The organism is Streptomyces sp. NPDC097617 (assembly GCF_044761485.1).
Taxonomy (GTDB): domain Bacteria; phylum Actinomycetota; class Actinomycetes; order Streptomycetales; family Streptomycetaceae; genus Streptomyces.
Genome location: NZ_JBIWCL010000028.1, coordinates 71,314 through 95,667, shown reverse-complemented (window position 1 = coordinate 95,667; position 24,354 = coordinate 71,314). Strand labels below are relative to the sequence as shown.

18 protein-coding genes are annotated in these 24,354 nt (G+C 71.3%); 10 read left to right on the top strand and 8 right to left on the bottom strand.

Going from position 1 to position 24,354, the window contains the following annotated elements:
* Nucleotides 1-2: 2 nt before the first annotated feature.
* Complete coding sequence (locus ACIQZO_RS33525; RefSeq protein ID WP_403633649.1) at nucleotides 3-1,388, top strand: KGGVGR-motif variant AAA ATPase; 1,386 nt, start codon at nucleotides 3-5, stop codon at nucleotides 1,386-1,388.
* The gene (locus tag ACIQZO_RS33520) at nucleotides 1,385-2,842 is read left to right on the top strand and encodes a hypothetical protein (protein ID WP_403633646.1); all 1,458 of its coding nucleotides are present in this window, start codon (nucleotides 1,385-1,387) and stop codon (nucleotides 2,840-2,842) included. The genes ACIQZO_RS33525 and ACIQZO_RS33520 overlap by 4 nt, the downstream gene beginning before the upstream one ends.
* Nucleotides 2,843-2,867: 25 nt before the next feature.
* Here ACIQZO_RS33520 and pglW read toward each other — a convergent pair whose 3' ends face one another.
* Nucleotides 2,868-7,265, bottom strand: a complete 4,398-nt coding sequence (pglW, locus tag ACIQZO_RS33515; RefSeq protein WP_403633644.1) for a BREX system serine/threonine kinase PglW — start codon at nucleotides 7,263-7,265, stop codon at nucleotides 2,868-2,870.
* A 333-nt stretch (nucleotides 7,266-7,598) separates the two neighbouring features.
* Entirely contained in the window at nucleotides 7,599-8,957 is a 1,359-nt protein-coding gene (locus tag ACIQZO_RS33510; protein WP_403633642.1) for a tyrosine-type recombinase/integrase, read from the bottom strand.
* 118 nt (nucleotides 8,958-9,075) lie between these two features.
* Between ACIQZO_RS33510 and ACIQZO_RS33505 the strand changes: the two genes are divergently transcribed.
* The 3 genes from ACIQZO_RS33505 to ACIQZO_RS33495 all read left to right on the top strand — a co-directional run bounded on the left by ACIQZO_RS33505 (nucleotide 9,076) and on the right by ACIQZO_RS33495 (nucleotide 13,031).
* Nucleotides 9,076-10,620 (top strand): hypothetical protein, encoded by a 1,545-nt coding sequence (locus tag ACIQZO_RS33505; protein WP_403633639.1) that lies wholly within the window; start codon nucleotides 9,076-9,078, stop codon nucleotides 10,618-10,620.
* A 1,349-nt stretch (nucleotides 10,621-11,969) separates the two neighbouring features.
* Nucleotides 11,970-12,620, top strand: a complete 651-nt coding sequence (locus ACIQZO_RS33500) for a hypothetical protein (protein WP_403633636.1) — start codon at nucleotides 11,970-11,972, stop codon at nucleotides 12,618-12,620.
* Between the two features lie 15 nt (nucleotides 12,621-12,635).
* Nucleotides 12,636-13,031, top strand: coding sequence for a DUF6479 family protein (locus tag ACIQZO_RS33495; protein WP_403633633.1), 396 nt, complete (start codon nucleotides 12,636-12,638; stop codon nucleotides 13,029-13,031).
* 125 nt (nucleotides 13,032-13,156) lie between these two features.
* Here the strand turns inward: ACIQZO_RS33495 and ACIQZO_RS33490 are convergent, their stop codons facing one another.
* A complete protein-coding gene (locus ACIQZO_RS33490) occupies nucleotides 13,157-14,041 on the bottom strand; it encodes an ATP-dependent DNA ligase (protein ID WP_403633680.1) in 885 nt (294 codons plus the stop codon).
* On the bottom strand, nucleotides 14,041-14,937 hold the full coding sequence (gene ligD, locus ACIQZO_RS33485) for a non-homologous end-joining DNA ligase (protein ID WP_403633630.1): 897 nt from the start codon (nucleotides 14,935-14,937) through the stop codon (nucleotides 14,041-14,043). The genes ACIQZO_RS33490 and ligD overlap by 1 nt, the downstream gene beginning before the upstream one ends.
* 31 nt (nucleotides 14,938-14,968) lie before the next feature.
* Here ligD and ACIQZO_RS33480 point away from each other — a divergent pair, with 31 nt between their 5' ends.
* Nucleotides 14,969-16,123, top strand: a complete 1,155-nt coding sequence (locus ACIQZO_RS33480) for a Ku protein (protein WP_403633627.1) — start codon at nucleotides 14,969-14,971, stop codon at nucleotides 16,121-16,123.
* Between the two features lie 178 nt (nucleotides 16,124-16,301).
* Here ACIQZO_RS33480 and ACIQZO_RS33475 read toward each other — a convergent pair whose 3' ends face one another.
* Nucleotides 16,302-17,126, bottom strand: coding sequence for a nuclease-related domain-containing protein (locus ACIQZO_RS33475; protein ID WP_403633625.1), 825 nt, complete (start codon nucleotides 17,124-17,126; stop codon nucleotides 16,302-16,304).
* Between the two features lie 186 nt (nucleotides 17,127-17,312).
* On the opposite strand from ACIQZO_RS33475, the gene ACIQZO_RS33470 reads away from it, so the two are divergent.
* From ACIQZO_RS33470 to ACIQZO_RS33460, 3 genes are all read left to right on the top strand, one after another.
* Nucleotides 17,313-18,020: a hypothetical protein gene (locus ACIQZO_RS33470; protein WP_403633622.1), complete on the top strand. Its 708-nt coding sequence runs from the start codon at nucleotides 17,313-17,315 to the stop codon at nucleotides 18,018-18,020.
* A gap of 184 nt (nucleotides 18,021-18,204) precedes the next feature.
* Nucleotides 18,205-18,954, top strand: a complete 750-nt coding sequence (locus ACIQZO_RS33465; RefSeq protein ID WP_403633619.1) for a hypothetical protein — start codon at nucleotides 18,205-18,207, stop codon at nucleotides 18,952-18,954.
* Nucleotides 18,955-19,091: 137 nt separating this feature from the next.
* Nucleotides 19,092-20,258: a histidine kinase dimerization/phospho-acceptor domain-containing protein gene (locus tag ACIQZO_RS33460; protein WP_403633616.1), complete on the top strand. Its 1,167-nt coding sequence runs from the start codon at nucleotides 19,092-19,094 to the stop codon at nucleotides 20,256-20,258.
* 450 nt (nucleotides 20,259-20,708) lie between these two features.
* Here the strand turns inward: ACIQZO_RS33460 and ACIQZO_RS33455 are convergent, their stop codons facing one another.
* The 3 genes from ACIQZO_RS33455 to ACIQZO_RS33445 form a co-directional block, all read right to left on the bottom strand.
* Complete coding sequence (locus tag ACIQZO_RS33455) at nucleotides 20,709-20,978, bottom strand: hypothetical protein (RefSeq protein WP_403633613.1); 270 nt, start codon at nucleotides 20,976-20,978, stop codon at nucleotides 20,709-20,711.
* A gap of 10 nt (nucleotides 20,979-20,988) precedes the next feature.
* Entirely contained in the window at nucleotides 20,989-21,702 is a 714-nt protein-coding gene (locus tag ACIQZO_RS33450; protein ID WP_403633611.1) for a TetR/AcrR family transcriptional regulator, read from the bottom strand.
* 326 nt (nucleotides 21,703-22,028) lie between these two features.
* Entirely contained in the window at nucleotides 22,029-22,958 is a 930-nt protein-coding gene (locus ACIQZO_RS33445) for a diiron oxygenase (RefSeq protein ID WP_403633608.1), read from the bottom strand.
* Nucleotides 22,959-23,126: 168 nt separating this feature from the next.
* Here ACIQZO_RS33445 and ACIQZO_RS33440 point away from each other — a divergent pair, with 168 nt between their 5' ends.
* A complete protein-coding gene (locus tag ACIQZO_RS33440; RefSeq protein ID WP_403633605.1) occupies nucleotides 23,127-24,257 on the top strand; it encodes a ferritin-like domain-containing protein in 1,131 nt (376 codons plus the stop codon).
* Nucleotides 24,258-24,354 lie beyond the last annotated feature (97 nt).

Sequence of the window (24,354 nt, the reverse complement as noted above, 5' to 3'; positions counted from 1 at the left end):
CCATGACCACACCCGTCCGATTCGACGCCGCGTGGGAACGGGCGTGCAAGCTCGCCGGTGTTGCCGCCAGCCAGGGGCACGACGTGGTGCTCATCAGGGACCTGTCCGGCCGCTCCACCCTGCTCATCGATGACCGGCACGACGAACTCGCTCCTAACTCCGACCTACTCACCCTGCTCCGTGCGGAGTGCAGGAACCAGCTGGGGCCGTTCGCCGCACACGAACCGGTGCAGACGGCCTCGGCCATGTTCTCGGCGGACATGTTCTTCGCCGCTCCCGAGCTGGTGGTGCTGTCGCCGCGCGAGGAGCACGGAGCAGGCCGGGTCAGCATCCTAGAGCGGACCGTCGTCGGCGCGGACTGGTCCGCGCCCGGTGTCGACCAGGAGGCGGACTCCCGCAGGCCCTGGACCCGTATCGCTCTGTACGGGTTCAAGGGCGGCGTGGGCCGCTCCACTGCCACCGCAATACTCGCCCAGCATCTCGCCGAGCAGGGCCGCTGTGTCCTCGTCGTGGACCTCGACCTGGAGTCCCCCGGCATCTCCAATCTGCTCGCCGACCCCGAGGCCGGTTCCGAGCACGGCATCGTGGACCACCTGACGGAGTCCGCGGTCGGCAATGCGGAGGGACTGAAGCTGCTCGCCAAGTCCTCACTCACGCCGAAGGACGGCAACGGCGAGATCTGGCTGGCCTCGGCCTCCGGTACCCCGCGCAAAAGGAGGGGCGAGGAAGAGCCGCCGTACGACTACCTCGCCAAGCTCAACCGTATCTACACCGACCTTCCACCCGCCGCAGCCGGTGGCGAGAGCCGCTCCTTCGCCCAGCGGCTGGAGGACGCGATCAGCGCGTGCGAGGAGCAGACGGCCGAGCAGAGGGGCCGCAGGCCCGATGTGGTGCTGCTCGACAGCCGGGCCGGTATCCACGACATCGCGGCGGTCGTCCTCACCCGGCTCTGTGACCGGGCGCTGCTCTTCGCGGTCGACAACCCCTCCACCTGGGAGGGATACAGGATGCTCTTCAAGCAATGGCAGCGGCAGCCGGCTCTGGCCCGTGCGATGCGGGACCGGATCAGCATCGTGGCGGCCATGTTCCACTCCGCGGGGGATTCCGAGCGGCTGAACGCGCTGCGCAGGCACGCGTACGACGCCTTCATGGACACCCTGTATGACCTTCCCGACGACGACACTCCCGAGCCGTTCCTGCCGGACGAGGGCCGTGTGGACGACGCCCCGTACGCCCCCCTCCCTATCCTGTTCGGCAACGACCTGGTGGGGCTCGATCCGCAACGCAGCTCCGGCTGGACGAAGCTGCCGTTCGTCCGGGCCGCCTACCGGGACTTCCTGGGTGCGGTGGAGCAACTGGTGCAGGACTCGTACAAGGACAAGTCATGACCGACCCGACGACCCTGGCCAACCGGAACCTCCTCATCGAGGCCCTCCACCGCGCCCCCGACGCCGACACCAGCACCCCGGACTTGCGGACGATGTTCACACCTTCGTCCCACCGGGAGGCGCTGGCGCCGGACGTCACCGTGGTGCGCGGGGCACGCGGCACCGGCAAGACTTACTGGGCGAAGGCATTGACCGACCCGGTGCTGCGGGACGTAGCCGCCCGCTCGTACCACATGCCGCGCCTCAGCCATACAGAAGTCGTCACGGCGTTCGGCCCCAAGGGCGGAGACGAGCCCGTGTTCCCCGGCAAGCGGGCCATCGCCGACCTCGTGCAGCACTTCGGCAAGAAGGACGACCTCCAACCGAAGGACCTGTGGTCCGCGGTGGTGCTCATGGCGTTGAAGGTGCCGCAGGTGCTCGCCATGGACAGCTGGCTGGAGCGCATCCGCTGGGCCGCGAGCCATGGGGACGCGTACGAGACCGCCCTCCGCCGCGTGGACCGCGAATACCGGGAGCAGGGCAAGACCCTGATCCTCCTCTTCGATGCCCTGGAGCACCTGCACAAGGAACGCCAGCAGGTCGACCTGCTGCTGTCGGGGCTGTTCGAGGTCGCGTTGGAACTGCGGCTCTCCACGAGCACGCTGCGCGCCAAGATCTTCGTACGGCCCGACATGTACGACAGTGCTCCCCGGAACTTCGCGGACGCCTCCAAGCTCGACGCGAACGCCGCCGACCTGAACTGGAGCCGGGAGAACCTGTACGGGCTGCTGTTCCATCAGCTCGGGAACCACGCTTCCGGACAGGCCGAAGCGTTTCGGGCCGACACCGGGCAATGGCGGGAGGAAGGGGGCCGGTTCACCGCTCCGCCCGAAGTGCTCGCCGACGAAAAGGAACAGGAGCAGGTCTTCATCAGCCTGGCCGGCCCCTTCATGGGCACCGACCGGCGCAAGGGGCACAGCTACACCTGGGTGCCCAATCACCTTCAGGACGGGCGAGGCCGGATCAGTCCGCGCACGTTGCTGTCCACTCTGCGCAAGGCTGCCCAGCTCACCGAGAGCAGGTGGGCCGGACACCCCGTGCCCCTGCACTACGACGCCATCCGCGAGAGCCTCAGCCACGCGGCCAAGGTCCGCGTACGGGAGCTGGAGGACGACCTGGGCTGGGCCGCTCTGTGCGTCGCGCTGCTCTCCGGGAGCCAGGTGCCGATGGAGCCCTCCGCTGTTCAGTACGCATGGAGCCAGCAGGGCTTCTCAGCCAAGCTCCGTGAGGTGCTGGAGCACGAAAAGGCGGGAAGCGGACCCCGCAGCGACAATCCGGTCGCGCTTCTGGAGGAGCTGCGGCTGCTGGGTGTGATCACCTTCCGTACGAGCGGCGCGGTCGACCTGCCGGACATCTACCGGCTCGCCTTCGACATCGGCCGCAAGGGCGGGGTGAAGCGCAGCCCCTCGTCCTGAGCGTGGGAGCGCCCGCCCGGGCCCCTCACCCCCCAAGCGCCCCCATGAACTCCGCCTCCAGATGCTCCCGCTCCCCGTCCCCGCCGATCACCTCGACCGTCCGCCCGTCCAGCCGGAGCTGCTGCTGCGAGCGAGTTTCGACCGGGCACAGCAGCCACAGGCCGTGCGGGGCCCGCTCCGGGCGGCGGGCCGCGTTCTGGAGGCGGGTGAGGAAGCCGTGGCCGCCTTCGTCCCAGTAGCGGGCGACCAGGCCAGCGTCGTGGAGGAAGAGGATCGTGCGGGGCTGCGCGGCCTGTTCCAGGAGGGCGTCCTCCATACGCTGCCAGACGACGCGGGCGAACGAGGCGAGGCCCGGCTTGATGCGGCCAGGAGCCGAGTTGGCGTCGGCGCGCAGGAACTTCTCCCAGTCATGGCCCTTCTCCTCGGCCAGCTCGCGCAGGGTGCCCAGGAACATGTCCGACACGTCGACCGTCGTGACGCCCTCGGGGGCGAACGCCGCCGCGACGGCCTCGGCCGTCCCGTTGACCACGTTGCGCTTCACGGAGAGGGCGAGGAAGCCACCGCGCCTGGCGCGCTCGGCGAGGCGGGCGCGCATCGCTCCGTGCGGGTCTTCGCGCTCGGAGCGGGAGACGGGGCGGGGCGGCAGATAGCTGGTCAGGGCGCCGGTGGAGGTGCGGCCGACGGTGGGTTCGGCACTGCGGGGGTAGAAGGTCTCAGATTCGTGCTCGTACCGCAGCTCGAAACGTGCCGCTTCGAGGGCGTCCTGGAAGGCTACGTAGGTGGGCTCCGAGCTGTCCGCGAGGAGGTCGAGGTCAGGAAAGCGGGCCCGCAGTCGCGTCACCAGGCCGGCGACCGTGATGCCCCGGTCGTGCCGTACCCCGGCCCCTGCCTGGGAGATGCGCAGTGCCCGCTCCAGGCTCAGGTCCTGCGGGTACAGCTCCAGGCGGGGGGTGGCTGCAGTGCGGGGAGCGACGGTGGCGGCCAAGGCCACCAGGCGGGTGTCCGCGAGCGGGGCGAAACCGTCGGGCGCGGGAACGGCGCGCAGTTCGCGGAGGATTTCGGTGCGGCCCGGCAGGGGGTCGCGTCGGGCCATCTGGTGGGCGGCCTGACCCAACGCGGTTGCGTAGTCGGCGAGTTCGCTCGGGCTGGGGTCCTCGGTGCCGGGCAGCGACTCGGCGGCAAGGAGGATCGCCTCGCCGCGGCGGTGCACCGCGAGCCGGGGTTCGTGCAGCGGGGTTCCTTCGCTGTCGCCCGTACCGTCCGTGGCAGCCGTCGCCTCGCTCTCCGCCGTCTCGGCCTCGACGGCTGCCCGTACCACCGCGAGTGACCTGGCCAGAGTGCGTACGGGGGTGTCGTTTCCCGCCCCGTGTCGGGTGCGTAGCTCGATGGCGGCCTCGGCAGCGGTCATTACCCGTCCGGCCGCCGTGACGATGTCGACCAGTTCGTCCCGTACCGTCGCCAGCCACGGCGCTTCGACCCACTGCTTGATCTCGATGCGGTGGTGCCGGGAGACCGGGGGCTGCTTGATGCTCAGGTGTTCGGCGATACGTGCCTGGACCGGCCAGGCTCCCAGTGGGGAGAGACCGCCGTCCTCGGGCGGGAGCCCCAGGGTGAGACGGACGACATCCGCGCGGTGGGAGCCCTTGCGCACCTTGGCGGGGGTGAGCAGGGCCGCCATCTCGTCGATCGACAGGATGCGGTCCGGATCGGCATCGGTCGGGGAAGTGGTGAGCGCGGGGGCCGTGGGGACGGGCCGTTCCTCGCCGCTGGTGCGCAGCGCCGAGGCCCACTGCTTGCGGCGCCGGTTCAGTTCCTTGCGGACCAGGGCGCCCGCGCCTCTGGCCCGGGCGATGGCGTACGGCTGGAGGCTCAGCAGCTCGCCGACCCGGTAGGCGTCCAGACCGTTGGCGACCGAGACCGCCCGGGGGGACAGACCTGCTGCTTCGAGGAGCGTCGTCGCGTCGGCTGCGGCTGCGGCCCGGTCACGGTCCTCCTCCGGGTTGTCGGAGGAAGTGCCGACCGTGGAGGGAGTGGTGGTGGGGCCGGTCGAGTCCGCGGCCCGGAACACCTCGCGCCAGCCGTCGCGCATCTGCGTCAGCGTGTCGAACCGCTGCTCGGTGTCGCGGTGCAGCGCCCGCTGGAAGAAGCGGGTGAGACCGTCCCGCAGGGCGGGTTCGAACAGCTCATCCGCGATACGCAGGGTGGTCGACTCGTTGGTGAGCGGGTCGTTCTGCTCGTCTCCCCACACCGGGCGTTCGCCGCTCGCCATCTCATGGAGGGTGACGGCAGCCGCGTACCACTCGGCGTAGTCGTCGAAATGGGCGCGGCGCATCGAGCCGAGGAAGGGGTCGAGGTAATTGCGGGTGCCGGCCTTGATGTCGCGGTCGGAGGCATCGGTGAGCGAGAAGTCGAAGAGTTTTAGCTGCCAGGTACGGTCCTTGCGCCGCTGGATGCCGAGGTTGTCCGGCTTGATGTCGCGGTGGCGCACCTCGTGTCCGGCGAGCTGGTCGAGGGCATGGAAGAGGTCCTCGGAGAAGCGCTCCAGCTCGTGGTAGGTGAGTCGCCCCTTGCCCCGGAGCCGCGCGCCGAGGGACTGCTCCCCCGCATACTCCAGCTCCAGGACCGTACGGCCGCCGATCTCCCGCAGGCCCTCCCCGCGCAGCTGTACGACGGCTCCGCCGCCGACGGTGGCCAGGACGTGTGCCTCGGAGCGCAGCCGGTCGGCCCGGGCTTCGTCGAGCGCCACCTTGAAGACGTGTTCGTCGATCTGGATGTGGCCGTCCTCGTCCTCCGTCGCCCGCTCGACGAGCAGGGCGCGGGCGGTGGCCCCGGTGCCGAGGACGCGGCGTACCGACCACTCGGCGTCGAGGGACTGGCCGGGGAGGGCTTCGAGCGGGTCGACACCGGTGGAGGCCGGGGAGTCGGGCAGCACGATGGCGCGCTCAGCCTCGTCGAGGTGGTCGAGGAATTCCTCGACCGAGCCGAGGCGGTCGTTGACGTCGGTGCGGGTCGCCTGGAAGACGAGTTCGTCCAGTGCGTCGGGCAGTCCGTCCGCCACCGCGAACAGATGCAGGCCGGAGTCCGTGGTCAGCCGCTCGCGCAGGGCACTGCGCTGAGTGGCGGGGGGCTGACCGGTCAGGATCAGGTGGGCGACCGCTCCCAGGCCGAAGACGTCCAGGTCGCCGGGGTCGGCGTAGGGCTGGTCGGTCTCCGGGGCCAGATAGACCCGCGCCTCGTCCTCGATGAGGGCAGCGTCCAGGGCGGAGCCGCCGATCGAGCGGAAGAAGGTGGCATTGGTGTCGAAGTCGCGGGCCGCAGTCTGCCAGTCGGTGATCCGCAGTTCGGGGTGGGCTCCGCCGTTCTTGAAGGAGACGTACACGGAGCGGGCCGCGAGTGCCCGGTGGTACAACGAACGGCTGTGGGCGTAGCGGACGGCCTCGGCGAGCTGGCGGACCATGTCCAGGCGCGCCTCGGGGGTGAGGGTGCCACCGTAGGTGTCCAGGTACTGGTCGAGCCGCAGGTCGCTCTGGCGGTGGCGGAAGAGGATCGCCGGTCCGCCCAGGTGCTCGCGGAATTCGACGGCGTCGACGATGCCGCGGTGGTTGATGCCCTGGAGCACCTGGTACTCGCGGCGTGCGGCGCGCTCGGTAACTTTGCGGGCCGCATCGGTTGCCATCTGGCTGACCAGGTACGTGCGGACCCGGCCCTCCTCCTCGACCATGCCGTCGTCCCGGGAGGCGAGCCGGTCCTCCCAGGAGGGCCCGGCGTCCAGGAGGTGGGGCTCCATCTTCCAGGCATCGCCGAACCGGAGGTGGGCGGTGGACTGCTTTATGCCGATGACCTTGAGGAGCTGGGGAAGGGTGTGGCGGGAGAACTCTGGAGTGATGCGCCGCTCGGGAAGGTCGGGCGGCAGCGCGAGGAAGTCCTGCCAGATCCGCTTCAGGCCGGTTTCGATGTCGTCACGGCCGTAGACCTTGATCCGCTGAACGTCGTCCAGGTGACTCCGAAGGTCCGGCGCGGAGAGGAACACGGCGGGTTCGATGCGGGGAACAATGCGTTCACCCATACCCAACTTGCGCGCTGCCCACTGGAGTTGACTCTTCAGCTCCTTGGACTTCAGGTCGGTGAAGTGCAGTGGGTTGGTGAGCGTCCAGGTGCGGTCCTGACCTCGGAAGTTCCAGGTGGACCCGGTGTTGTGGAGCTGTCCCGGGTGGCTCTTGATCTCGACGAGGAAAAGGCCGGCGGGCACCGCGATCAGCAGGTCGCACTCGTTGATACGGCCGGACTGTGCGGTGAAGCAGAACGTGGCCCAGGCGCGGAAGGGCTCGGCGTGCGGCATGAGCTGCCGTACATGGTCCAGGGCCTCCTGCTCCCAGGGGTACGGGGAGACGCGCTCCTGTGACCACTGCCTGGGCGGCCTCACCGGACCGGGCTTCGGTGCTCCGGACGCCGAAGCTCCTCCCGCTGCCGTCACTGTGCCGTCCTCCTGCGTGTCGCCTGCCGATCGGGGCGCATAATGCCTGGTCGACCCTATCGCGGACGCCGTGGGGCGCGAGGCGTGAATTCCCAGACCTGTACGAATCCCGGGCGGACCGCCCCTCACGTCTTCGAGTGCCGACGGCTCCCCTACGCCCAAGGCGTCGCGCCTACACCCAGCCGTCTCGGCTACGCCAACGTACGCTCCGAGGGCCGTCAGCCGGTGCCGAAATGCGACGGTGCCCACGGAGGCCACTGCGAGGGTTCAGTCCTGCCTCTATTAATCCGGGTGAGCCGGCCGGTCGTAGGCACTGAGGAGTTCGTCGATGCGTTGGTTATTGATGGACTGGCGGTCGTAGAGGCACTTCGCGTAGCGGGTGAGGAGGACTTCGACGCTGTTCCCGGCCCGCTGGGCGACTTCGGCAGGGTCGGCTCCGGCGCATAGCCAGGTGGACAGGGCCGAGTGCCGCAGGTCGTAGGGCCGTTTCGCGAGCGGGGTGGACGCGAGAGCGGGAGACAGGGCCAGGGCGCGGGCCTCGCGCCAGACGTAGTGGTAGGCGGTGTAGCTGAGGATGCCGCCGCGTTCGCTGAAGAACAGCCGGCCGTCATCGGCCGTGCCGAACGTGGTGACGCTCTCACGCCAGAGCGTCACCAGTTTCGGCGGCAGTGGCACCACGCGGGTCTCGCCGGGCGGCCGGTTCTTCAGCCCGCGCTCGTCGTGGTAGTCACCGGTGTCGGTCCATCGCTTGCCCGCCTGCGGCAGAGTACGGTGCACGATCAGCCGCCCCCAGCCGGTACTCGGCAGACGGCAGTCCGGCAGCGCCACCGCGATCGCTTCCTCTGGGCGCAGGCCCGCGTAGTACATGCCCGCGAACAGTCCGACCAGCCGTCGGCCCCGGGCCCGCCGGTATCCGCCGACGTACGAGATCGCGGTCAGCAGCTCCCGGGCCTGGTACGGGTTGGCAACCACCCGCGGATCGACCGAAACGGCCGCCTTGGGAACCCGCCATCGGACCTTGTTCAGCGGATTGCTGCCCAGCTCGCCCCGCTCCATGGCATAGCCCAGGGCATGCACCAGCACCTTGCGTTTCCGGCGCATCGTCTCCACGGCCGCCTCGCCACCGTCGAGTTTCCGGCGCAGCGACTCCAAGACGTCCCGGGCCAGGATCGGATCGTGCAGGTCGACCAGTGGGCGGGACGCCTTCGCCACCCATTGCAGCACCAGCCGGTCGTCCGCCGGCGGCGCCGACCGGCCCGGCCCGGGTACGACGAACGCCCAGTGCCGAAGGGCCCGGCGCAACAGGGCCTCGTTCGGTCTGGCGGGAAGGTCCCAGCACATCGCCACGGTGACGGTGGTCAGGGCCTCGCTGGTCTCGTCCCTGGTCTTCGCCGCCCTGCCGGGCCAATGCGCACGCGCATACTCGACCGCGAAGGCGTACCACGTCAGCTGAGACAGCCCACGTGGCTGATGAACGCCACTGGGCCCCTGGGCAAGACCCGCGCGGATGGCCCTCACCAGCTCCGCCCCGAACTCGCCCGCCATCTCCGCGACGGCGCTGCCCCTATCCCATCGCCCCTCACCGTGGAGCGGCACCGCGAGGTCCGGTGCGGCAACGAGGTCATACGCGTTCGAGTCCATGCCCGCCTCCTATGATCGGCGGAATCATGACTTCCCAGCACCTCCACTCGAACATCCCCCAGCACGGGGGCACTCGCACATCGCCGCGTTGACGCGGTCGCATGGTCCGACGTTCGACATGGCATCCGCCGTCACCGATCCCACCAGGCTTCGGCTGTGGCTGGTTCCGCTCCGTCGTGCGCCATGCGCACTTGTATGCGCCCCAGCGGTCAGAGCTACCTTCACGGCCAGCCAGGGGCACGCGGACACTTGTGGGGGATGCATGGCAAGAACCGCGCGACAGATTCTGAACGCACTCAGCGGCCAGCGGACCGTTCACATCCGGTCGACAGGGGAACTCGTCACCCACGTCGATTCCGCGGCGGCGGCCATCGACAGACAACGCCGGGAAAAGGGCCAGGAAGCGGTTCGCAGGAAACCCGACCTGCGGCCCGTCATCCAGGCCGAGTGCGGCCGTTCCATCGACCTGCCCCCCTGGCACGTGCTGCACGCCGTCGCGCGCGGCTACGTGCTGGCCGGCCAGGGAATGGGCCGTGGGCTCGCGGAACACTGGCTCAGCCTGAAGTACTGCGAGGCGCTGTACGGCAATCGCGCCGGCGCCATGGACCTCACCGACAAGGGCCGCACTCCGGAGCGCTGGTACAAGGCCATGCAAGCCCGGGAACTGGCCGTCGGCTTCGGACTCGCCGCGGCTGAGCACATCGTGCGCCACCGTTACCCCGACCACGTCGTCTCGGTCGTGGACACGAGCACCATTCTGCGAGCCGGCTGGGCCCTGGGCGGTGCGCAACGGGACAAGGGGTCCCGGCCCCGCCCGGACTATCTCATCGAGGCGTGGAAGCCCGGCGAGCCGTCGAAAGTCACGTTCGTGGTCTGTCGGGGAAACCATCAGAAGCCGACCAAGCGGTCCGGCCGCACCCGCAGCACCACGATCCAGCAATTGGTCAAGGGAACGGAACTGGCCGAGGGCATGCAGATCGGCCCGTGGAACACGACGCCCTGCCTGCTCCTGTCCACCGAACTCATGGGCCAGGGCGCGATCGTGGTCAACGCCCTGCAATCCCCCGGCGAAGCCCTGCTCCCTCCCCGCATTCCGGGCGTCCCCGGAAACGCCGACGAGGAGATCAAGGACAAAGCAGGAATCCCCTATCCCAACGCCATCCGCATACCCGCCCTCGACGGGCACCGGGCGCGGAACGCCGACGGTTTCCAGGTGGGCGAGGACAACCTCGGCTGGTTCGGCCAGCTCCTGGCCCGCACCGGGGCCGCCGGCCTGACCGCATTCGCAGGCGGAGGCCGGAGTACGGCCCAGTACCTCACCACACGCCAAGGCCGGGAACATTACGATGTCCCCACCTTCGCCGCGACCTCCAGCCACCACGACGCGGAAATCACGGTCGGCGGCACGAAATTCGTCGGCACCGACCATGTGTTCCGCATGAAGACCGTACGGATCGAGGCATTCTCCGGAATAGACTCGCGGCTGTACGAACTACTCAAGAACGGCCGGGTCGAGGAGTACCGGAAGGCGGTCTACGAACTCCGCTCCACACGCCGTAACGCCCACGCTGCACAGAATTGGAACGGGCCGATCTCGTTCCACGACGACGGAACCGTCATGGCCCTGAGCATCCTGCCCATCCGCAGAAAGCGCCCAATCTGATTCAGGGCGCTGGGGACCTCCGACGCGCGGGACGGAAATATAGCCGAGGGTCCCCGGTTAGCCCAACCGGGGGATACTCCGGATGATGGCTACTCCACCGACACTCCCCGCCCGCCCGTCGAAAGACGCCCACCACGACAGAGGACTCCCTGGTCGCACACGACACTCACACGCGTGCGCTCCGCCTGCCGCAGAAACGGGTCCTGGACCTCCGGACCCCGCTCGGCGCGCAGCCATGCCTCCCGGTCGCCCGTCCCGTGGTTGCCAGGGCCCACCGAATCCCCGGTGAAGCTGGGAACGAGGTCGTCGGCCTGGCCCGGACCGAGCGAGAGGCAGTGGGGGTCTTGGCCTGCCCACGGACAGGCTGTACGCCTGTGTCGGGCACTGGACGGGCTACGTCCGCGTCGCCACGCGCTCGAATGACCGCGGAGCACGCTTCTCGTCGATCCTGACCGCGCCGATCCGGCCTCCCGGGACCGTCCTCGCCCGGCGCTCGGACGCCGAGCGCCATTTTCTCGTTCGCCTCTACGAGGCTCGCCACACCGGTCTCGACGTCGGCGAGACATAGCATCACCTCGGTGACACCACGCTCTCGTTTCCGCCGCCCGAGCCCGAGTCCTGGCCACCGAAGGAAGCGCAACAGCGCTATTTGGTTCAGAATTGGACATTTCCATCTCGCGGGACATGTGTGGGACGGCACGGCTAACACGGCGTCAGAAAGTCCGTTGACCTGCGAAAACATCTAGCAATCGAACGGCCTCCGGAGCCGTGTGCGCAGGTTCGAATCCTGCCGGGGGCACTTCGCAGGAAGTACCCAAAGACCCCGCCATCAGCGCCTCGGCCGAGACGGGGTCTTCGCGTATGCGCAGCCAACTGCCGTGCTGTGCAGCGGTAGCTTCGCTGTTCTCTCTGGTGCCTGGTTCCACAACGTGTGAGCGTCCTCCCGGGCCGTGGGAGGCGCTCGGTGGTGACCGGCATGGGCAACTCGCCACGGCCCAGGTGCCGGACAGCGTGGTGGCGCGTCAGTTGTGCGGGGGCGGGTTGGGGTGTCGATGTGGTGGTTGCCGGTCGGCGTCGCTGTCCTGGTCCAGAGGGCGGCATGGACCACTGGGAGTGATATCTCCCGGGCCCCGGCGCGGGTCGGGAAGCTCCGCGAAGTCAGAGGCTGTCGCGCTTGCAGTGAGCCGTCAGGGCCCATCGCGTAGATCCGCGGCGGGCCCATTCTTTCCATGGCTCTCCGCAGTGCCGCTTTCGTCTCGGCGGGGTCGGGAGCATGCGGGTCCGACAGGCGAAAGCCGAGGAGTTCAATCCTGTCGGCGTCCACGTCCTCGGGCTCGGGGAGGCCCTCCGTGTGCGAGGTGTCGGTGCGCGCGGCCGAGGCCGTGGCGGCGAAGCTGACCTGCGGCGGGCAGGCCGAGGTGTTGCTGCAGCCGCTCGCCTCGATCCCGGCACAGTGGTGGGAGCTGCTCGGGGACGGGGTCGGGGTGGCGCTGGCGACCCGGCTGAACGAGACCGCCGACCGGGCCGTCAGTGAGGTCGTACGGGCCGCCGAGGCTCCGCGGGACGATGCCGGGCTGCGGGCCGGCGAGCTGCCGGCGACGCGGCGGGCCGGGCGGGACGCGCTGTACGGGGAGTTCGGGCTGGTGCTCGTCGAGGCGTTCCCGTCGGCCCCGTACGTGGTCATCGGCGGCGGCGGTGAGCTGGCCGAGATCATCGAGCGGCAGGCGTTGCTGCTGGGCTGGGAGGCCGCTCTGGGGGCGGCGATCTCCTTCGCCTTCCCCGCGGGCTCGCCACGCTGCTCCAGACCTTCCTTGATGTGCTCGTACGTCGTTCGCGCTTCGGGGAGGATCCGCGGGGCATGGCCTGCCTCCTGTTCGCTCTCGCTCGTCTCGCGTCTCGTTCGTCTCGCGTCTCGCGTCTCGTTCGGCGCGCTCGCCCGGGCGTCTACCCCGGATGGCCCAAGGTATCCGGGCGCAGCGGAGCATAACGGACTGGAGTGAGCCAAACTGGTCCGTATGGACACGACCCTGAGCGTGGACGCGACCCTCGCCGACATCGCCTGGTTCCTGGTCGTCGGCATCCTCGTCGCCGGCTTCCTGCTGGGCGGCTTCCTTCTGGGCAAGAAGGTACGGGCGAAGGAGCCGCCCCCGCCCACCGCCGAGAGCCAGCCACGCCTGCCGGAGGGCGGGGCGGTCTACGAGGTCCGCGAGGAGCGGGACCTGGTGGAGATCCCGGAGGGCGGCCTGCGGCCGCACGAGATGCAGGGCTACGGGAACTTCGGCTCCACCACCTCCGCCCACCCGGACGAGGTCCGTGCGGAACGGGAGTCCGGCTACAAGCTGCCGGAGGGCCCGGGGCCGCATCCGCAGCCGGGGGCTCCCCCGGACGCCGGGCGCGGAGCCCACTCCTGACCCGTCCGACCCGTCTGACAGATCTGACCTGTCCGACCGGTCCGGCCCGTGCGACGCGCCTCGCACCTGCCCAACACGCCTGAGCCAGCTGTTCACCAGCCTCTGACCCGCGCCTCCCGGGCGGGTCAGAGGTCCGTCCGCAGCCGGAGCACTTCCGGCGGCGGATGCCGGGCCGACGCGTGCCGGACCTCCGCCGTGAGCGGTGGGTCCAGCGGCCGGAAGGGGACGTCCCCGAACCCGATGGCGGTGACCGTGGCCAGGGACGGCGCGGCCGCCCCGCGGGCCGCCACCTCCGCCGCCACCTCGGCACGCAGCGCCGCCGTCAGCGGGCTCGACACCAGCGGGGTCTCGTCCCCGACGGGCAGGACGAGGACCAGGGCGAGCGGGCGGCGGGGGGTGCCGGTGTAGCCGACCACCGCCGCGTCCCGGACGTCGGTGTGCCGCAGCTTCTGCCAGCCCCGCCGCCCGGCCGGGTAGGACTGGTCCAGCCGTTTGACGACGAGGCCCTCGATACCGCTGGCCGGCAGGGTCTCGTACCAGGTGGCGGCCAGTTCCGGGTCGGTCGTCATCGGCACCGGCTGGAGCGGCGGCCCGAGCGGCATGAGCAGGTCGACGAGGATGGTCCGGCGGCGCTCGTACGGGCGGGCGCGCAGGTCCAGCCCGGCCAGTTCCAGGACGTCGAAGGCGGCGTACGAGGCCGGCAGGCGCTGCGCGAGTACGGCGGCCCGCGCCGGGGTGGCGGCCGCCCGCCGCTGCACCAGCGCGAAGTCCGTACGGCCGGCATGCCAGACCACCACCTCGCCGTCGAGCACGGTGTCGGCGGGCAACTGCAGCGCGGCCGCGGCCAGATCGGGGAACGCGCTGGTCACGATGCGGCCGGAGCGCGCCTGGAGCGTCACGTCGGTCGCCGAGCGCAGCACGAGGAGGCGGTGGCCGTCGAACTTCGGCTCGTACGCCAGTCCCGCCCCGCGCGGCAGGGTGCGTACGGGCGCGGCCAGCGCGACGCGGATCACGGCCGGACCCCCGGGAGCGGGCGGGCCCGCTCGGGGTCGGTCAGCGGGCCGAAGAGGTCCCCGTGGCGGGCGAGCCGCGGTGCGATATCGTCGGCGAGGAAGACCAGGCCGGCCGCGGTCCGGCAGGCCTCGACCTCGGCCCAGGAGACGGGCGCCGAGGCGGTGGGCCGGGGCCGTGCGCGCAGGGTGTAGGGGGCTGCGGTGGTCTTGGCGGCGGCGTTCTGGCTGTGGTCGACGAAGACCTTGCCGGGGCGCAGCGCCTTGGCCATGCGGTGCACCACGAGGTCGGGGAGCTCGCGCTCGGCCTCCTGGGCGAGCTGCTTCGCGTACGCGGACACCCGCTCGGACGGGGTCGGCTCCAGCGGCACGGCCAGGTGCATGCCCTTGGAGCCGGAGGTCTTGGCGCAGGCGCGCAGCCCGTCGGCAGCGAGCCGCTCGCGCAGCCAGAGCGCGGCGGCGCAGCACTCGACGACCGTGGCGGGCGGGCCGGGGTCGAGGTCGAGGACCAGCCGGTCGGCGAGGCCGGGGCGGCCGGCGGTCCACTGGGGGGTGTGGAACTCCACGACGAGGTTGGCGGACCACATCAGGGTGGCCAGGTCGGCGACGACCACCTGGGCGGCGGACAGGTCCTCGGAGCGCGGTACGGGGGTGGTCTTCACCCAGTCGGGCGTGCCGGGCGGCGGGTTCTTGGTGAAGAAGAGCTGCCCGTCCGGGCCGTCGGGATAGCGCAGGAAAGACACCGGTCGGTCGTGGATGTGGGCGAGCAGTGGGCCCGCGACGGTGGCGTAGTAGTGGAGCACCTCGCCCTTGGTGAAGCCGGTCTCCGGGTACAGGACCTTGTCGAGATTGCTGAGCGCGATGCGCCGGCCCTCCACCAATGTGATCGGCGTCATACGATGAGATTGCCACGAAACAGGAGGAACCGTGCGATCCATATGGAACGGGGCGATCTCCTTCGGCCTGGTCAGCATCCCGATCAAGCTCGTGAACGCCACCGAGAGCCACTCGATCTCCTTCCGCCAGATCCACGTGAGTGACGGCGGGCGCGTCCGCTACCGCAAGGTGTGCGAGCTGGACGGGGAGGAGGTGCCGAGCGCCGAGATCGGCAAGGGCTACGAGGAGGCCGACGGGTCGATCGTCCCGATCACGGACGAGGATCTGGCGCAGCTGCCGCTGGCGACCGCGAAGACGATCGAGATCATGTCGTTCGTACCGGCGGAGGAGATCGATCCGCTGCAGATGGACGCGGCGTACTACCTCGCGGCGAACGGGGCGACGGCTGCGAAGCCGTACACGCTCCTGCGGGAGGCGCTGAAGCGGAGCCGGAAGGTCGCGATCGCCAAGTACGCGCTGCGGGGGCGGGAACGGCTGGGGATGCTGCGCGTGGTGGACGACGTGATCGCGATGCACGGGTTGTTGTGGCCGGACGAGATCCGGGCGCCGGAGGGGGTGGCGCCGGATGCCGCGGTGTCCGTGCGGGACGCCGAACTCGACCTCGCCGACGCGCTGATGGCGACGCTGGGGGAAGTGGAGATGGCCTCGCTGCACGACGACTACCGGGAGGCCGTGGAGGCGATGATCGTCGCCAAGTCGGGCGGGGCGTTCGAGCCGACTGAGGCCGTCGTGGAGCCGGCCGGGGGGCAGGTGATCGACCTGATGGCGGCGTTGGAGAAGAGCGTGCGGGCGGCGAAGGCTTCCCGAGGGGAGGGGGACGGCCGGGTGGAGGCCTCCGGTGGAGCGGAGGGCGGGACGGAGGGCGGGGCGCAGGGCGAGGTGACGCCGATTCGGCGGAAGGCCGGGGGCCGTGCGGGGGCGGGTGCGGGCAGGAGTGCAGCGGCGCCGAAGGCGGTGGGCGGGAAGAAGTCGACGGCGGCTTCGACGAAGAAGACAGCGGCCACCGCTACGAAGAAGAAGGCCACGGGCACGGGCAAGTCGGCGGCGGCGAAGTCGACTTCGGGTGCGTCGAAGGCCACGGGCAGGGCGGCGGCCACGAAGAGTACGGCCAAGACGGCGGCGGCGAAGAAGACGGGCGCGGCGGCGAAGAAGGCGGCCACGCCGCGGAAGCGGACCTCTGCCTGACGGGCGGGCGGGGCCGGACGGGCGGGCGGGGCCTGAGGGGCGGGCGGGGCCTGAGGCGCTCTCCCCTACCCGCCCCTTCCCGAAACCGGGGCTCCTCCCCCGGACCCCGCGCCTCGAACGCCGGCGAGGCTGGGAAAAGCGGGGCGGGGCGGAGCCGGAAGGTGGGGCGGGTTCCGCCTCAAACGCCGGCGGTGCTGCGATCGGTGAGGTGGAGCCAGGTCGTGGTGTCTCGGGCTCGGGCGAAGAGCGAGTCGATCTCAGGGGGTTTCAGCGTCGTCGGGGATGCCGCGAGGTGCGGGGTGGCGGTCGGGGGCTGGAGGATGCGGATGTCGCGGACGGTGGGGGCCGTCTCGACCCGTGAGGCGTCGACCACCGCCAGCGCCGGGGTCGCCTTCACCGCCAGGGCCGCCGACGCGAAGGCCGCCGCGCGGCGGATCCAGCGCGGGTCCGGGCGGGGTTCGGCGCGGCCCACGGTGAGCAGGAGGTCGCCGATCACCGCGCGCTGGCGGCGGCCCGGGACCGTACGCACGCAGAAGATCCCCGCCGGTCCGATGAGCAGGTGGTCGATGTGGCCCGGGCCCGGGAGCGGGACGCAGTGCAGGATCCGCCAGCCGTCGGGCTCCAGGGCGTCGAGGGCGTCGCCCATCCGCTGCTGGGCCGTCAGTTCCTGGCGCAGCCGGTGCCGGGCCCTGGTGCCCGCCGGGCCGTGTTCCAGTTCGCCCAGCAGGGTCTCCCCCGGGCGGTTCGGGGCCAGGTCCGCGTCCGGCCGCAGCGCGAGACGTCGCAGGTCAGCTGGTGTGGGGACCGGGGGCGGGCCGATCGAGACCGTCCCGCTCAGGTAGGGCCGCAGCACCGCCAGGACGGCCTCGCGGTGGTCATCCGCCAGGACGCTGATCCGGTTGGCCTGCCGGTCATACCAGGCCACCGCCTGCCCGTCGGGCAGGTTGACATACAGCCGGCCGCGGCCGGGCCGGCCGCTCGGCAGTACCTTGAGTCCGCGCATCGCCCTCACCCCCGCCGTCCATGGGAGCAGCCGGGGCGCCGCACGGCAATCCCTCGGATGTGTAACGACTCCGACGGAACGTTGCGACTCCGCTGTTACACGAACGGGGTGTTGCCGCAACGGCCGGGCCCTAGGTTTGACCCACCTGGATGGACCAGGCCCCGACCGGCACCGAAGGACTTCTCCGTGAGCACCGTCCGCCGCCGCACTCTCGTTCGCGCCGCCGCCGTGACCGCATGCGCGGGAAGTCTGCTGGCGCTGCCCACCGCCGCCGCCCTGGCCGAGGGGGTGCCCGCGGCCTCGTCCGCGCGCTCCGCCGCCCCGCGGCCGATCCTCGTCAAGAGCCTGTCGCTGGCGGACGGGACGTCCACCGCGAAGGTCTACCGGACGGCGCTGGGCGGCTACCACGCCGAGATCCTCGCCGCCGACGGCACCAAGGCCGCCACCCTGACCAGCCATGACGGGGTCACCGGCTTCGGTGGCACCGGCGATCTGCACGCCGCGCTGGACTCCACCGGGCGGCTGACCTCCTGGGTGGGCGACGCCCCGGCCGGGGGCCCGGGTCACGCCGTGAACGGCGACGGGTACAAGACGGGGACCCGCAACGGGGCCCACGGCGGGCAGGTCGTCCCGGCTTCGGTTCAGCAGGCTCGGCCGGTTCAGCAGGCACAGCCGGTGCAGCGGGATCCGCAGGATCAGCGGGCTGCGGAGCAGGCGGCGGCCGGGGGCACCCGCACCGTCGCCGAGGGCTCCGGCGGCGGGCGGCGTCTGCGCACGCTGGCGGACGGTCCGGGCGAGGGCGTGCTCTTGATCGCGGCCGCGGGCGGTATCGCGGCCGTCGGCGCCGCCGGACTCGGCTTCGCGATGCTGCGCCGCGGGCGCACCGACGGCTGAGACCGCCAGCACCGCCCAGACCGCTCAGACCGCCGGGACCGCTGACGCTGCCGAGCCGGCCGGGACGCCCCTGCCGGCCGGGACACCCGAGGTCTCGCGGTAAAAGGTATGTACCTCCGCATAAGGTTGACGTGATCGAGCGTTTTCGAACGCGGGCGTACGGCGGGCAGAAGGGCACGGGGCTGTGAAGAGGTTGCGCACGCGTATCGCCGCGTACCCGCTGCTCGCGGTACTCGCCCTGGTGCCGCTGCTGACCGGTTGCGGGGACACGGGCGGGCTGGTGAGCGCCGGGTCCACGCCGACCGCGAGCGGGCCCGTACACCTGTGGCCCGACCGCCGGGGTGCGTCCGTACCGCCCGCCGATCCGGGTGGGGCCCCGCCCGAGTACATCAAGGGGATCCCGCCCGTCCACGGCGAGGACGTGCACGCCGTCGACCCGGTGGCCCTCGTCCAGGCTGAGCTGCGGTCCCATCCGAACACCGAGGTCGGCGCCGACGGCATGCCGGCCGCGACAGCGGCCGCGATCCGGGCGTGCGCGACGGACAAGGAAGCCAGGGACGACGAGGATCCGGAGGCGTGCCCGGTGCAGAAGCCGTACTACCGGGACCTCACGGGCAACGGCAAGGACGAACTGATCGTCGGGATCGAGTTCCCGGACAAGATGATGTCCGTACGTGCCTACACGGCGGACCCCGACGGGCGGCTCAACCGGATCATGGCGACCACGGAGACCGTCATCTCGGTGGAACTGGCCGGGGGCGACGTGGTCCTGCGGGTGCCCAGCGGCAACCACGGCTACGAGCTGGTCACCGCCTGGTCCTGGGACGAGAAGCAGCGGACGATGCTGCCGACGCGCGAGCAGATCGTACGGGTGCCCGGCAATCCGCAGGCCCCCGGGAACCGGGAGCCCGCTCCCGTGCCGGGCCGGCGATGACGCCGCCGAGGCTCCCGGAGTCCCCGAAGTCCGCGAGATCCCGGAGATCCCGGAACCTCCGGAGGTTCCGCGATCTGCTGAAGCTGCCCTCCTGGACGGCCACGCTGACCTGGAAGTCGGCGTGCTTCATCGTGGTGATGTGCTGCTCGCTGGCGGCCGTACTGGGCGCCCTCGTGCATGTGGAGGTGACCCGGCAGACGGTGGCCACGGCGCGGGAGAAGGCACTCGGCAAGCTGAACGACGTCTCGCGCGCGTACGAGGCCGGCGAGCCCCTGCCGCGCGGCGCCGGGCTGGATCCCGTCGGGCTGCCGCCGGAGTTGCGGGCCCTCGCCGTCAGCGGGCGGCGGGGCACGCTGGTGGCGGACCACCGGGGCCGCCCGACCATGTGGGCCGCGGCTCCGGCGGACGGCCGGGCGCTCGCGGCCGCCGTCGACTACGGGCAGAGCGCCCGCACGATCAGCGGGCTGGACAACGCGATCATCGGGTCCTCGCTGCTGGCGATCGGCGGCACGCTGCTCTTCGGCGCGTTCGCGGTGACCCGCGTGACCCGGCGGCTGCACCAGACGGCGACGGTGGCGCGGCGGATCACCCAGGGCGACCTCGACGCGCGGGTGAACGACCCGCGGACGCGGACCCCTTCGCGGCACCAGGACGAGGTGGCGACGGTGGCGGCGGCCCTGGACACGATGGCGGGGAGCCTGCAGTCGAAGCTGGAGAGCGAGCGGCGGTTCACCGCGGATGTGGCGCACGAACTGCGCACGCCGCTGACGGGCCTGCAGGCGGCGTCGGAGCTGCTGCCCGAGAGCCGGCCGACGGAGCTGGTGCGTGAGCGGGTGCGGACGATGCGGCAGCTGACGGAGGACCTGCTGGAGATCTCCCGGCTGGAATCGGGCAGCGAGGTGGTGGAGAGCGATCTGCACCAGCTGGGGCGGCTGGTACGGCGGGTGGTGCGGGCGTCCGGAGCGGACACCGAGGTGGTGGTCGTCCGGGACGCGCACGTGGAGACGGACCGGCGCAGGCTGGAGCGGGTGCTCGGGAACCTGGTGGCCAACGCCCACAAGCACGGGCGGCCGCCGGTGGTGCTGACGGTGGACGGGCCGGTGGTGACCGTACGGGACCACGGGGACGGCTTCCCGGAGTACCTGGCGGCGCACGGCCCGCAGCGTTTCCGGAGCGGGGGCAAGGGCCACGGGCTGGGGCTGACCATCGCCGTGGGTCAGGCGGCGGTGATCGGGGCGCGGCTGGAGTTCCGGGAGGCGGAGGGGGGCGGGGGCCTGGCGGTCCTCTCCCTGCCGGGTTCCTAGCCGGAGGCTCGGCGGGGGCGGGGGCGGTGGCGGTGGCGGTGGCGCGGAATGGAGGGCGCGGCCGGGCCGGGGGTCCAGGCGCAGGGCGCTCCTGGCCGCGGGCTCGGCGTTCGCCGACGAGGCCCGGGGGCGGCGGTGCGCGGCGCGGGCCGGGGGCGGCGGTGCGCGGCGCGGGCCGGGGGCGGCGGTGCGCGGCGCGGGCCGGGGGCGGCGGTGCGCGGCGCGGGCCGGGGACCGGTGGCACCTGGACGGGGCGGCAGTGCGGAGTGCGGGCCGGGGACCGGGCTCGGCGTTGCGGCGGTGCGTTGTGCGGGTGGGGGCCCGGCGCGCGCCGGGGCGTCTCCTCGGACGCCGGACGTGGCGAGAGGTCGCACGGCGCGGCGGCGGTGCGTTCGGCTTCCTGCGGGGAGCGCCCCGACACATACCCGGCCCCGGCGGCGGGCTCCTGCTTCAGGTACGCGGGGGCTTCGTCCACGGCCAGCGGGGGCGCGGCTTCGTGCCGGAGGGGCGGAAGTCGTACTTCCAGCCCTTCTGCAGTCCCAGCCGCTTGGAGTACCCCGCGGGGACACGTTCGTACAGCAGTACCGTCGGCGGGCCGCCGTCCGGCGCCGGGACGGGGATCTCGTACCACTTCGGGGGGTGTCCGGTCGGGCCGAGGAGGACGGGGAGGACCCGGCCGTCCATGGGGCCGCCCTCGAACGGGGTCGGTTGGCTTCTCACCCCACCAGTGTCACAGCAGGTGGGCGGCCTCGGACACCACCGGGATCACCCGGCGGGCCAGGACCCCCACCGGGCCGTCCGCCGACTCGAGGGCGAGGGCGGCCCGGGCGGCGTCCGCGGTTTCCGGGTCGGTGGCGGCGGTGGCCGTCAGCAGGGCGATGAACTGGTCCAGCAGCCAGTCCCGGAGGCGGTCGACCTCCGGCTGCTTGCCCTCGTCGATCCATATGAGGGAGGCCGCCTCGACCGCGGTGATCCACGTACGGACCATCATGCGCAGCCGGGGGCCGGGGGCCTCGACGCCCAGGTGGAAGAGGATCTGCTCGGCGGCGGCCCGGCGGATGCCGTCGACGGTCGCCGTCGTGCGGGAGGTCTCGACGACGCTGCCGCCCTGCAGGAGGGCCGCGAAGCCGGCGTCGTGTTCGTCGACGAAGGCGAGGTAGCGGTCCAGGGCCCGGGACAGGCGCCGGGTCAGGGGTCCTTCCTGCGGTTCGGCGAAGCACAGTTCGAGGACGTCCGCCGCCGAGCGGAGGGCGGCCTCGTAGAGCTGTTGCTTGCCGCCGGGGAAGTAGCGGTAGACGAGCGGGCGCGAGACCCCGGCGGCCTCGGCGACGTCGTCGAGCGAGACCTCCTCCGGTGCCCGGTGCGCGAACAGCGAGAGGGCGGCGTCGAGGAGTTGGGCTCGCCGCTCCTCGACGCTCAGCCTGCGGTACGCGCGTACGGTCATGTCCGCAGGGTAGCCCCGCTAGCGTCGGGCGAGTGGGCGTCCCGTCGATCAGTCCTGATCCGCGTTCGGGTCCCGGTCAGGGGTCGGGGCAGGGGTCGGAGCGTGTTCGGTACCGGCCCGGGTGCAGGTCCTGTTCGGTACCGGCCCGGGTGCAGGTCCTGTTCGGTACCGGCCCGGGTTCAGGTCCTGTTCGGTACCGGCCCAGGCTCGGAGCCCGGCCGGGGTGTGGGGTCGGCCCGGGTGCGGGCATGTGGCGGCCCGGTCGTCCCGGTGGTGTTCGGTTCGGATCGGCCTGCGGCCGAACGCCCCGGCCGACCCGGCGTGGGCTACGCCAGTAGGCCCGAGCTCTGCCACAGCTTCCGGCCGACTCCGCGCAGTACGCCGATGTCGTCGAGGAAGTCGGTCAGTCGCTTCGCGCCGCTCTGCATGACCTCGCGGCGGTGGCCGCTCGCCTTCACCTGGGCGACGGCCTCGCGGCGGTCCAGGCCGATGTTGTCGTAGACGGCGGGGTTCACGAAGGCCAGCGAGAAGACACGGGCGGCCTCACCGCAGCTGATCCGGGTGAGTTCCTGCTCCCAGCGCGGGGCCGTCAGCATCTGGCGGCGCAGTTCCTCACGGGCGTACCGGACGTGCCGGGCCTCCTCGATGACGTGGATCCGGGTGACGCCGCGGACCAGCGGCTGGACGCGCTCGTCCGGGAAGGTCAGGCGCTGCATCCAGTCGAGGATCTCCTCGCCGAGGAGGGTGCAGGCGAAGGAGCCGGGGGTGGTGGAGACGGTCTTCAGGATCCGCGCGAGATTGTGGTTGAGGCGGGACACCGGGTACTCGGGGGCGTCGGCCTTCTGGATCATGCGGGCGAACATCATCGAGTGGCGGCACTCGTCGGCGATCTCGGTGAGTGCGTAGCGGACGTGATTGCTGGTCAGGGACTTGTCGTAGATGTGCCGGACCAGCAGCTGCATGAGGATGATCTCGAACCAGATGCCGAGCGAGCCGAGCGCCGCGGCCTCGTGGCGGGAGAGGTCGATGCGCTGCTCCTCCCCCATCTTCTTCCACAGCGGGGTGTCGTAGAGGGAGAGCAGTTCCGGCGGCCAGTAGTACTTGCCCTCGATCGGCGGGGCGTCCCAGTCGAGTTCCTCGTCGGGGTCGAAGGAGTGCTTGGCCGAGGATTCGAGGAGTCGCTCGGCTGTCTGCTCGCGGTCCTTGAGCAGGCCGAGGGCGTCCTTGAGCGCGGCGCGTTCGGTCACGGTCGTCATGGGTTCGGACACCTCGTCGTCGAGTTACCGGCGGTCACTTCTTATGAGACTGCCTGTCAGCAAGGTCGTCAATCCCTCGCGCACGACTTGTTGACCCCGTGTCTACCAACGTGTGACGCTGCCAACTGTCCGGTACCGCACGGCAGTACGTGAGACGAGGGGGCGTCAGTGTCGACGCACGAGCTCTACACCGAGAACCCGGGCGAGACGGTCTGGCAGGTCCCCGCCTCCGGCTCCGCCCGTTTCAGCTGGGAGTACGCCGACGGCCGCGAGCGGCTCCTCGCCCTCTACCAGAAGGGCAAGGACAAGCAGTGGGACGGCGGCAAGCGCATCGACTGGGGCATCGAGGTGGACCCGTACGATCCGCTCGGCACCCCCGACGAGGCCCTGCCCCTGTACGGGACGCGGCACTGGGCCAAGCTCACCCAGAAGGACAGGGGCGAGCTGCGCCGGCACTACGCCTCCTGGAACTTCAGCCAGTTCCTGCACGGCGAGCAGGGCGCGATGGTGTGCGCGGCGCGCATCGTGGAGTCGGTGCCGGACCTGGACGCGAAGTTCTACTCCGCCACGCAGACCATGGACGAGGCCCGGCACGCCGAAATCTTCGGGCGCTTCCTGCACGAGAAGGTCGGGATGCTGTACCCGATCAACGACAGCCTTCGGGGGCTGCTGGGCGATACCCTGCGCGACTCCCGCTGGGACATGCCCTACCTCGGCATGCAGGTGCTCATCGAGGGGCTGGCGCTGGCCGCCTTCGGGATGATCCGCGACACGACCACCAAGCCGCTGCCCAAGCAGCTCCTGGCGTACGTGATGCAGGACGAGGCCCGGCACGTGGCCTTCGGGCGGATGGCGCTGCGCGACTACTACAAGCAGCTGACGGACGCCGAGCTGCGCGAGCGCGAGGAGTTCGTGATCGAGGGCTGCTACCTGATGCGGGACCGGCTGCTCGGGGTGGAGGTGCTGGAGAACTTCGGCGTTCAGGCCAAGGAGGCGGCACTGCTCAGTGAGCAGTCGGAGTTCCTGCACCTGTTCCGCAAGCTGCTGTTCAGCCGGATCGTGCCGTGTGTGAAGGACATCGGGCTGTGGGGCGAACGGCTCCAGCGGGCCTACCTGAACCTGGGCGTCTTCGACATGGGCGACTCCAACCTGGACCTGCTGATGAGCCAGGACGAGGAGATCGCCGAGGCCCTGGACCGCGAGCGGTTCGCGGCGGAGGAGTCGGCCCGGGTGTCGGAGGTCGAGGCCGCCGTCCGGGAGGGCGAGGCCACCGTCCGGGAGGGCGAGGGCACCCCCTGAGGCGGCGCGGGGGCACGTGGACACGTGGGCGCACGTGGGCGCGGGCAGCACGGCCGGCACGGGGCCACGGGCGGCGCGTCCAGGTACCGCGGGCGCC

Bases quoted from the DNA above. Each gene is read 5' to 3' on its own strand.
- ACIQZO_RS33525 (WP_403633649.1), top strand. From the start codon at position 3: ATGACCACACCCGTCCGATTCGACGCCGCGTGGGAACGGGCGTGCAAG.
- ACIQZO_RS33520 (WP_403633646.1), top strand. From the start codon at position 1,385: ATGACCGACCCGACGACCCTGGCCAACCGGAACCTCCTCATCGAGGCC.
- ACIQZO_RS33510 (WP_403633642.1), bottom strand. From the start codon at position 8,957: ATGGACTCGAACGCGTATGACCTCGTTGCCGCACCGGACCTCGCGGTG.
- ACIQZO_RS33505 (WP_403633639.1), top strand. From the start codon at position 9,076: ATGGCATCCGCCGTCACCGATCCCACCAGGCTTCGGCTGTGGCTGGTT.
- ACIQZO_RS33495 (WP_403633633.1), top strand. From the start codon at position 12,636: ATGGACACGACCCTGAGCGTGGACGCGACCCTCGCCGACATCGCCTGG.
- ligD (WP_403633630.1), bottom strand. From the start codon at position 14,937: ATGACGCCGATCACATTGGTGGAGGGCCGGCGCATCGCGCTCAGCAAT.
- ACIQZO_RS33475 (WP_403633625.1), bottom strand. From the start codon at position 17,126: ATGCGCGGACTCAAGGTACTGCCGAGCGGCCGGCCCGGCCGCGGCCGG.
- ACIQZO_RS33460 (WP_403633616.1), top strand. From the start codon at position 19,092: ATGTGCTGCTCGCTGGCGGCCGTACTGGGCGCCCTCGTGCATGTGGAG.
- ACIQZO_RS33450 (WP_403633611.1), bottom strand. From the start codon at position 21,702: ATGACCGTACGCGCGTACCGCAGGCTGAGCGTCGAGGAGCGGCGAGCC.
- ACIQZO_RS33445 (WP_403633608.1), bottom strand. From the start codon at position 22,958: ATGACGACCGTGACCGAACGCGCCGCGCTCAAGGACGCCCTCGGCCTG.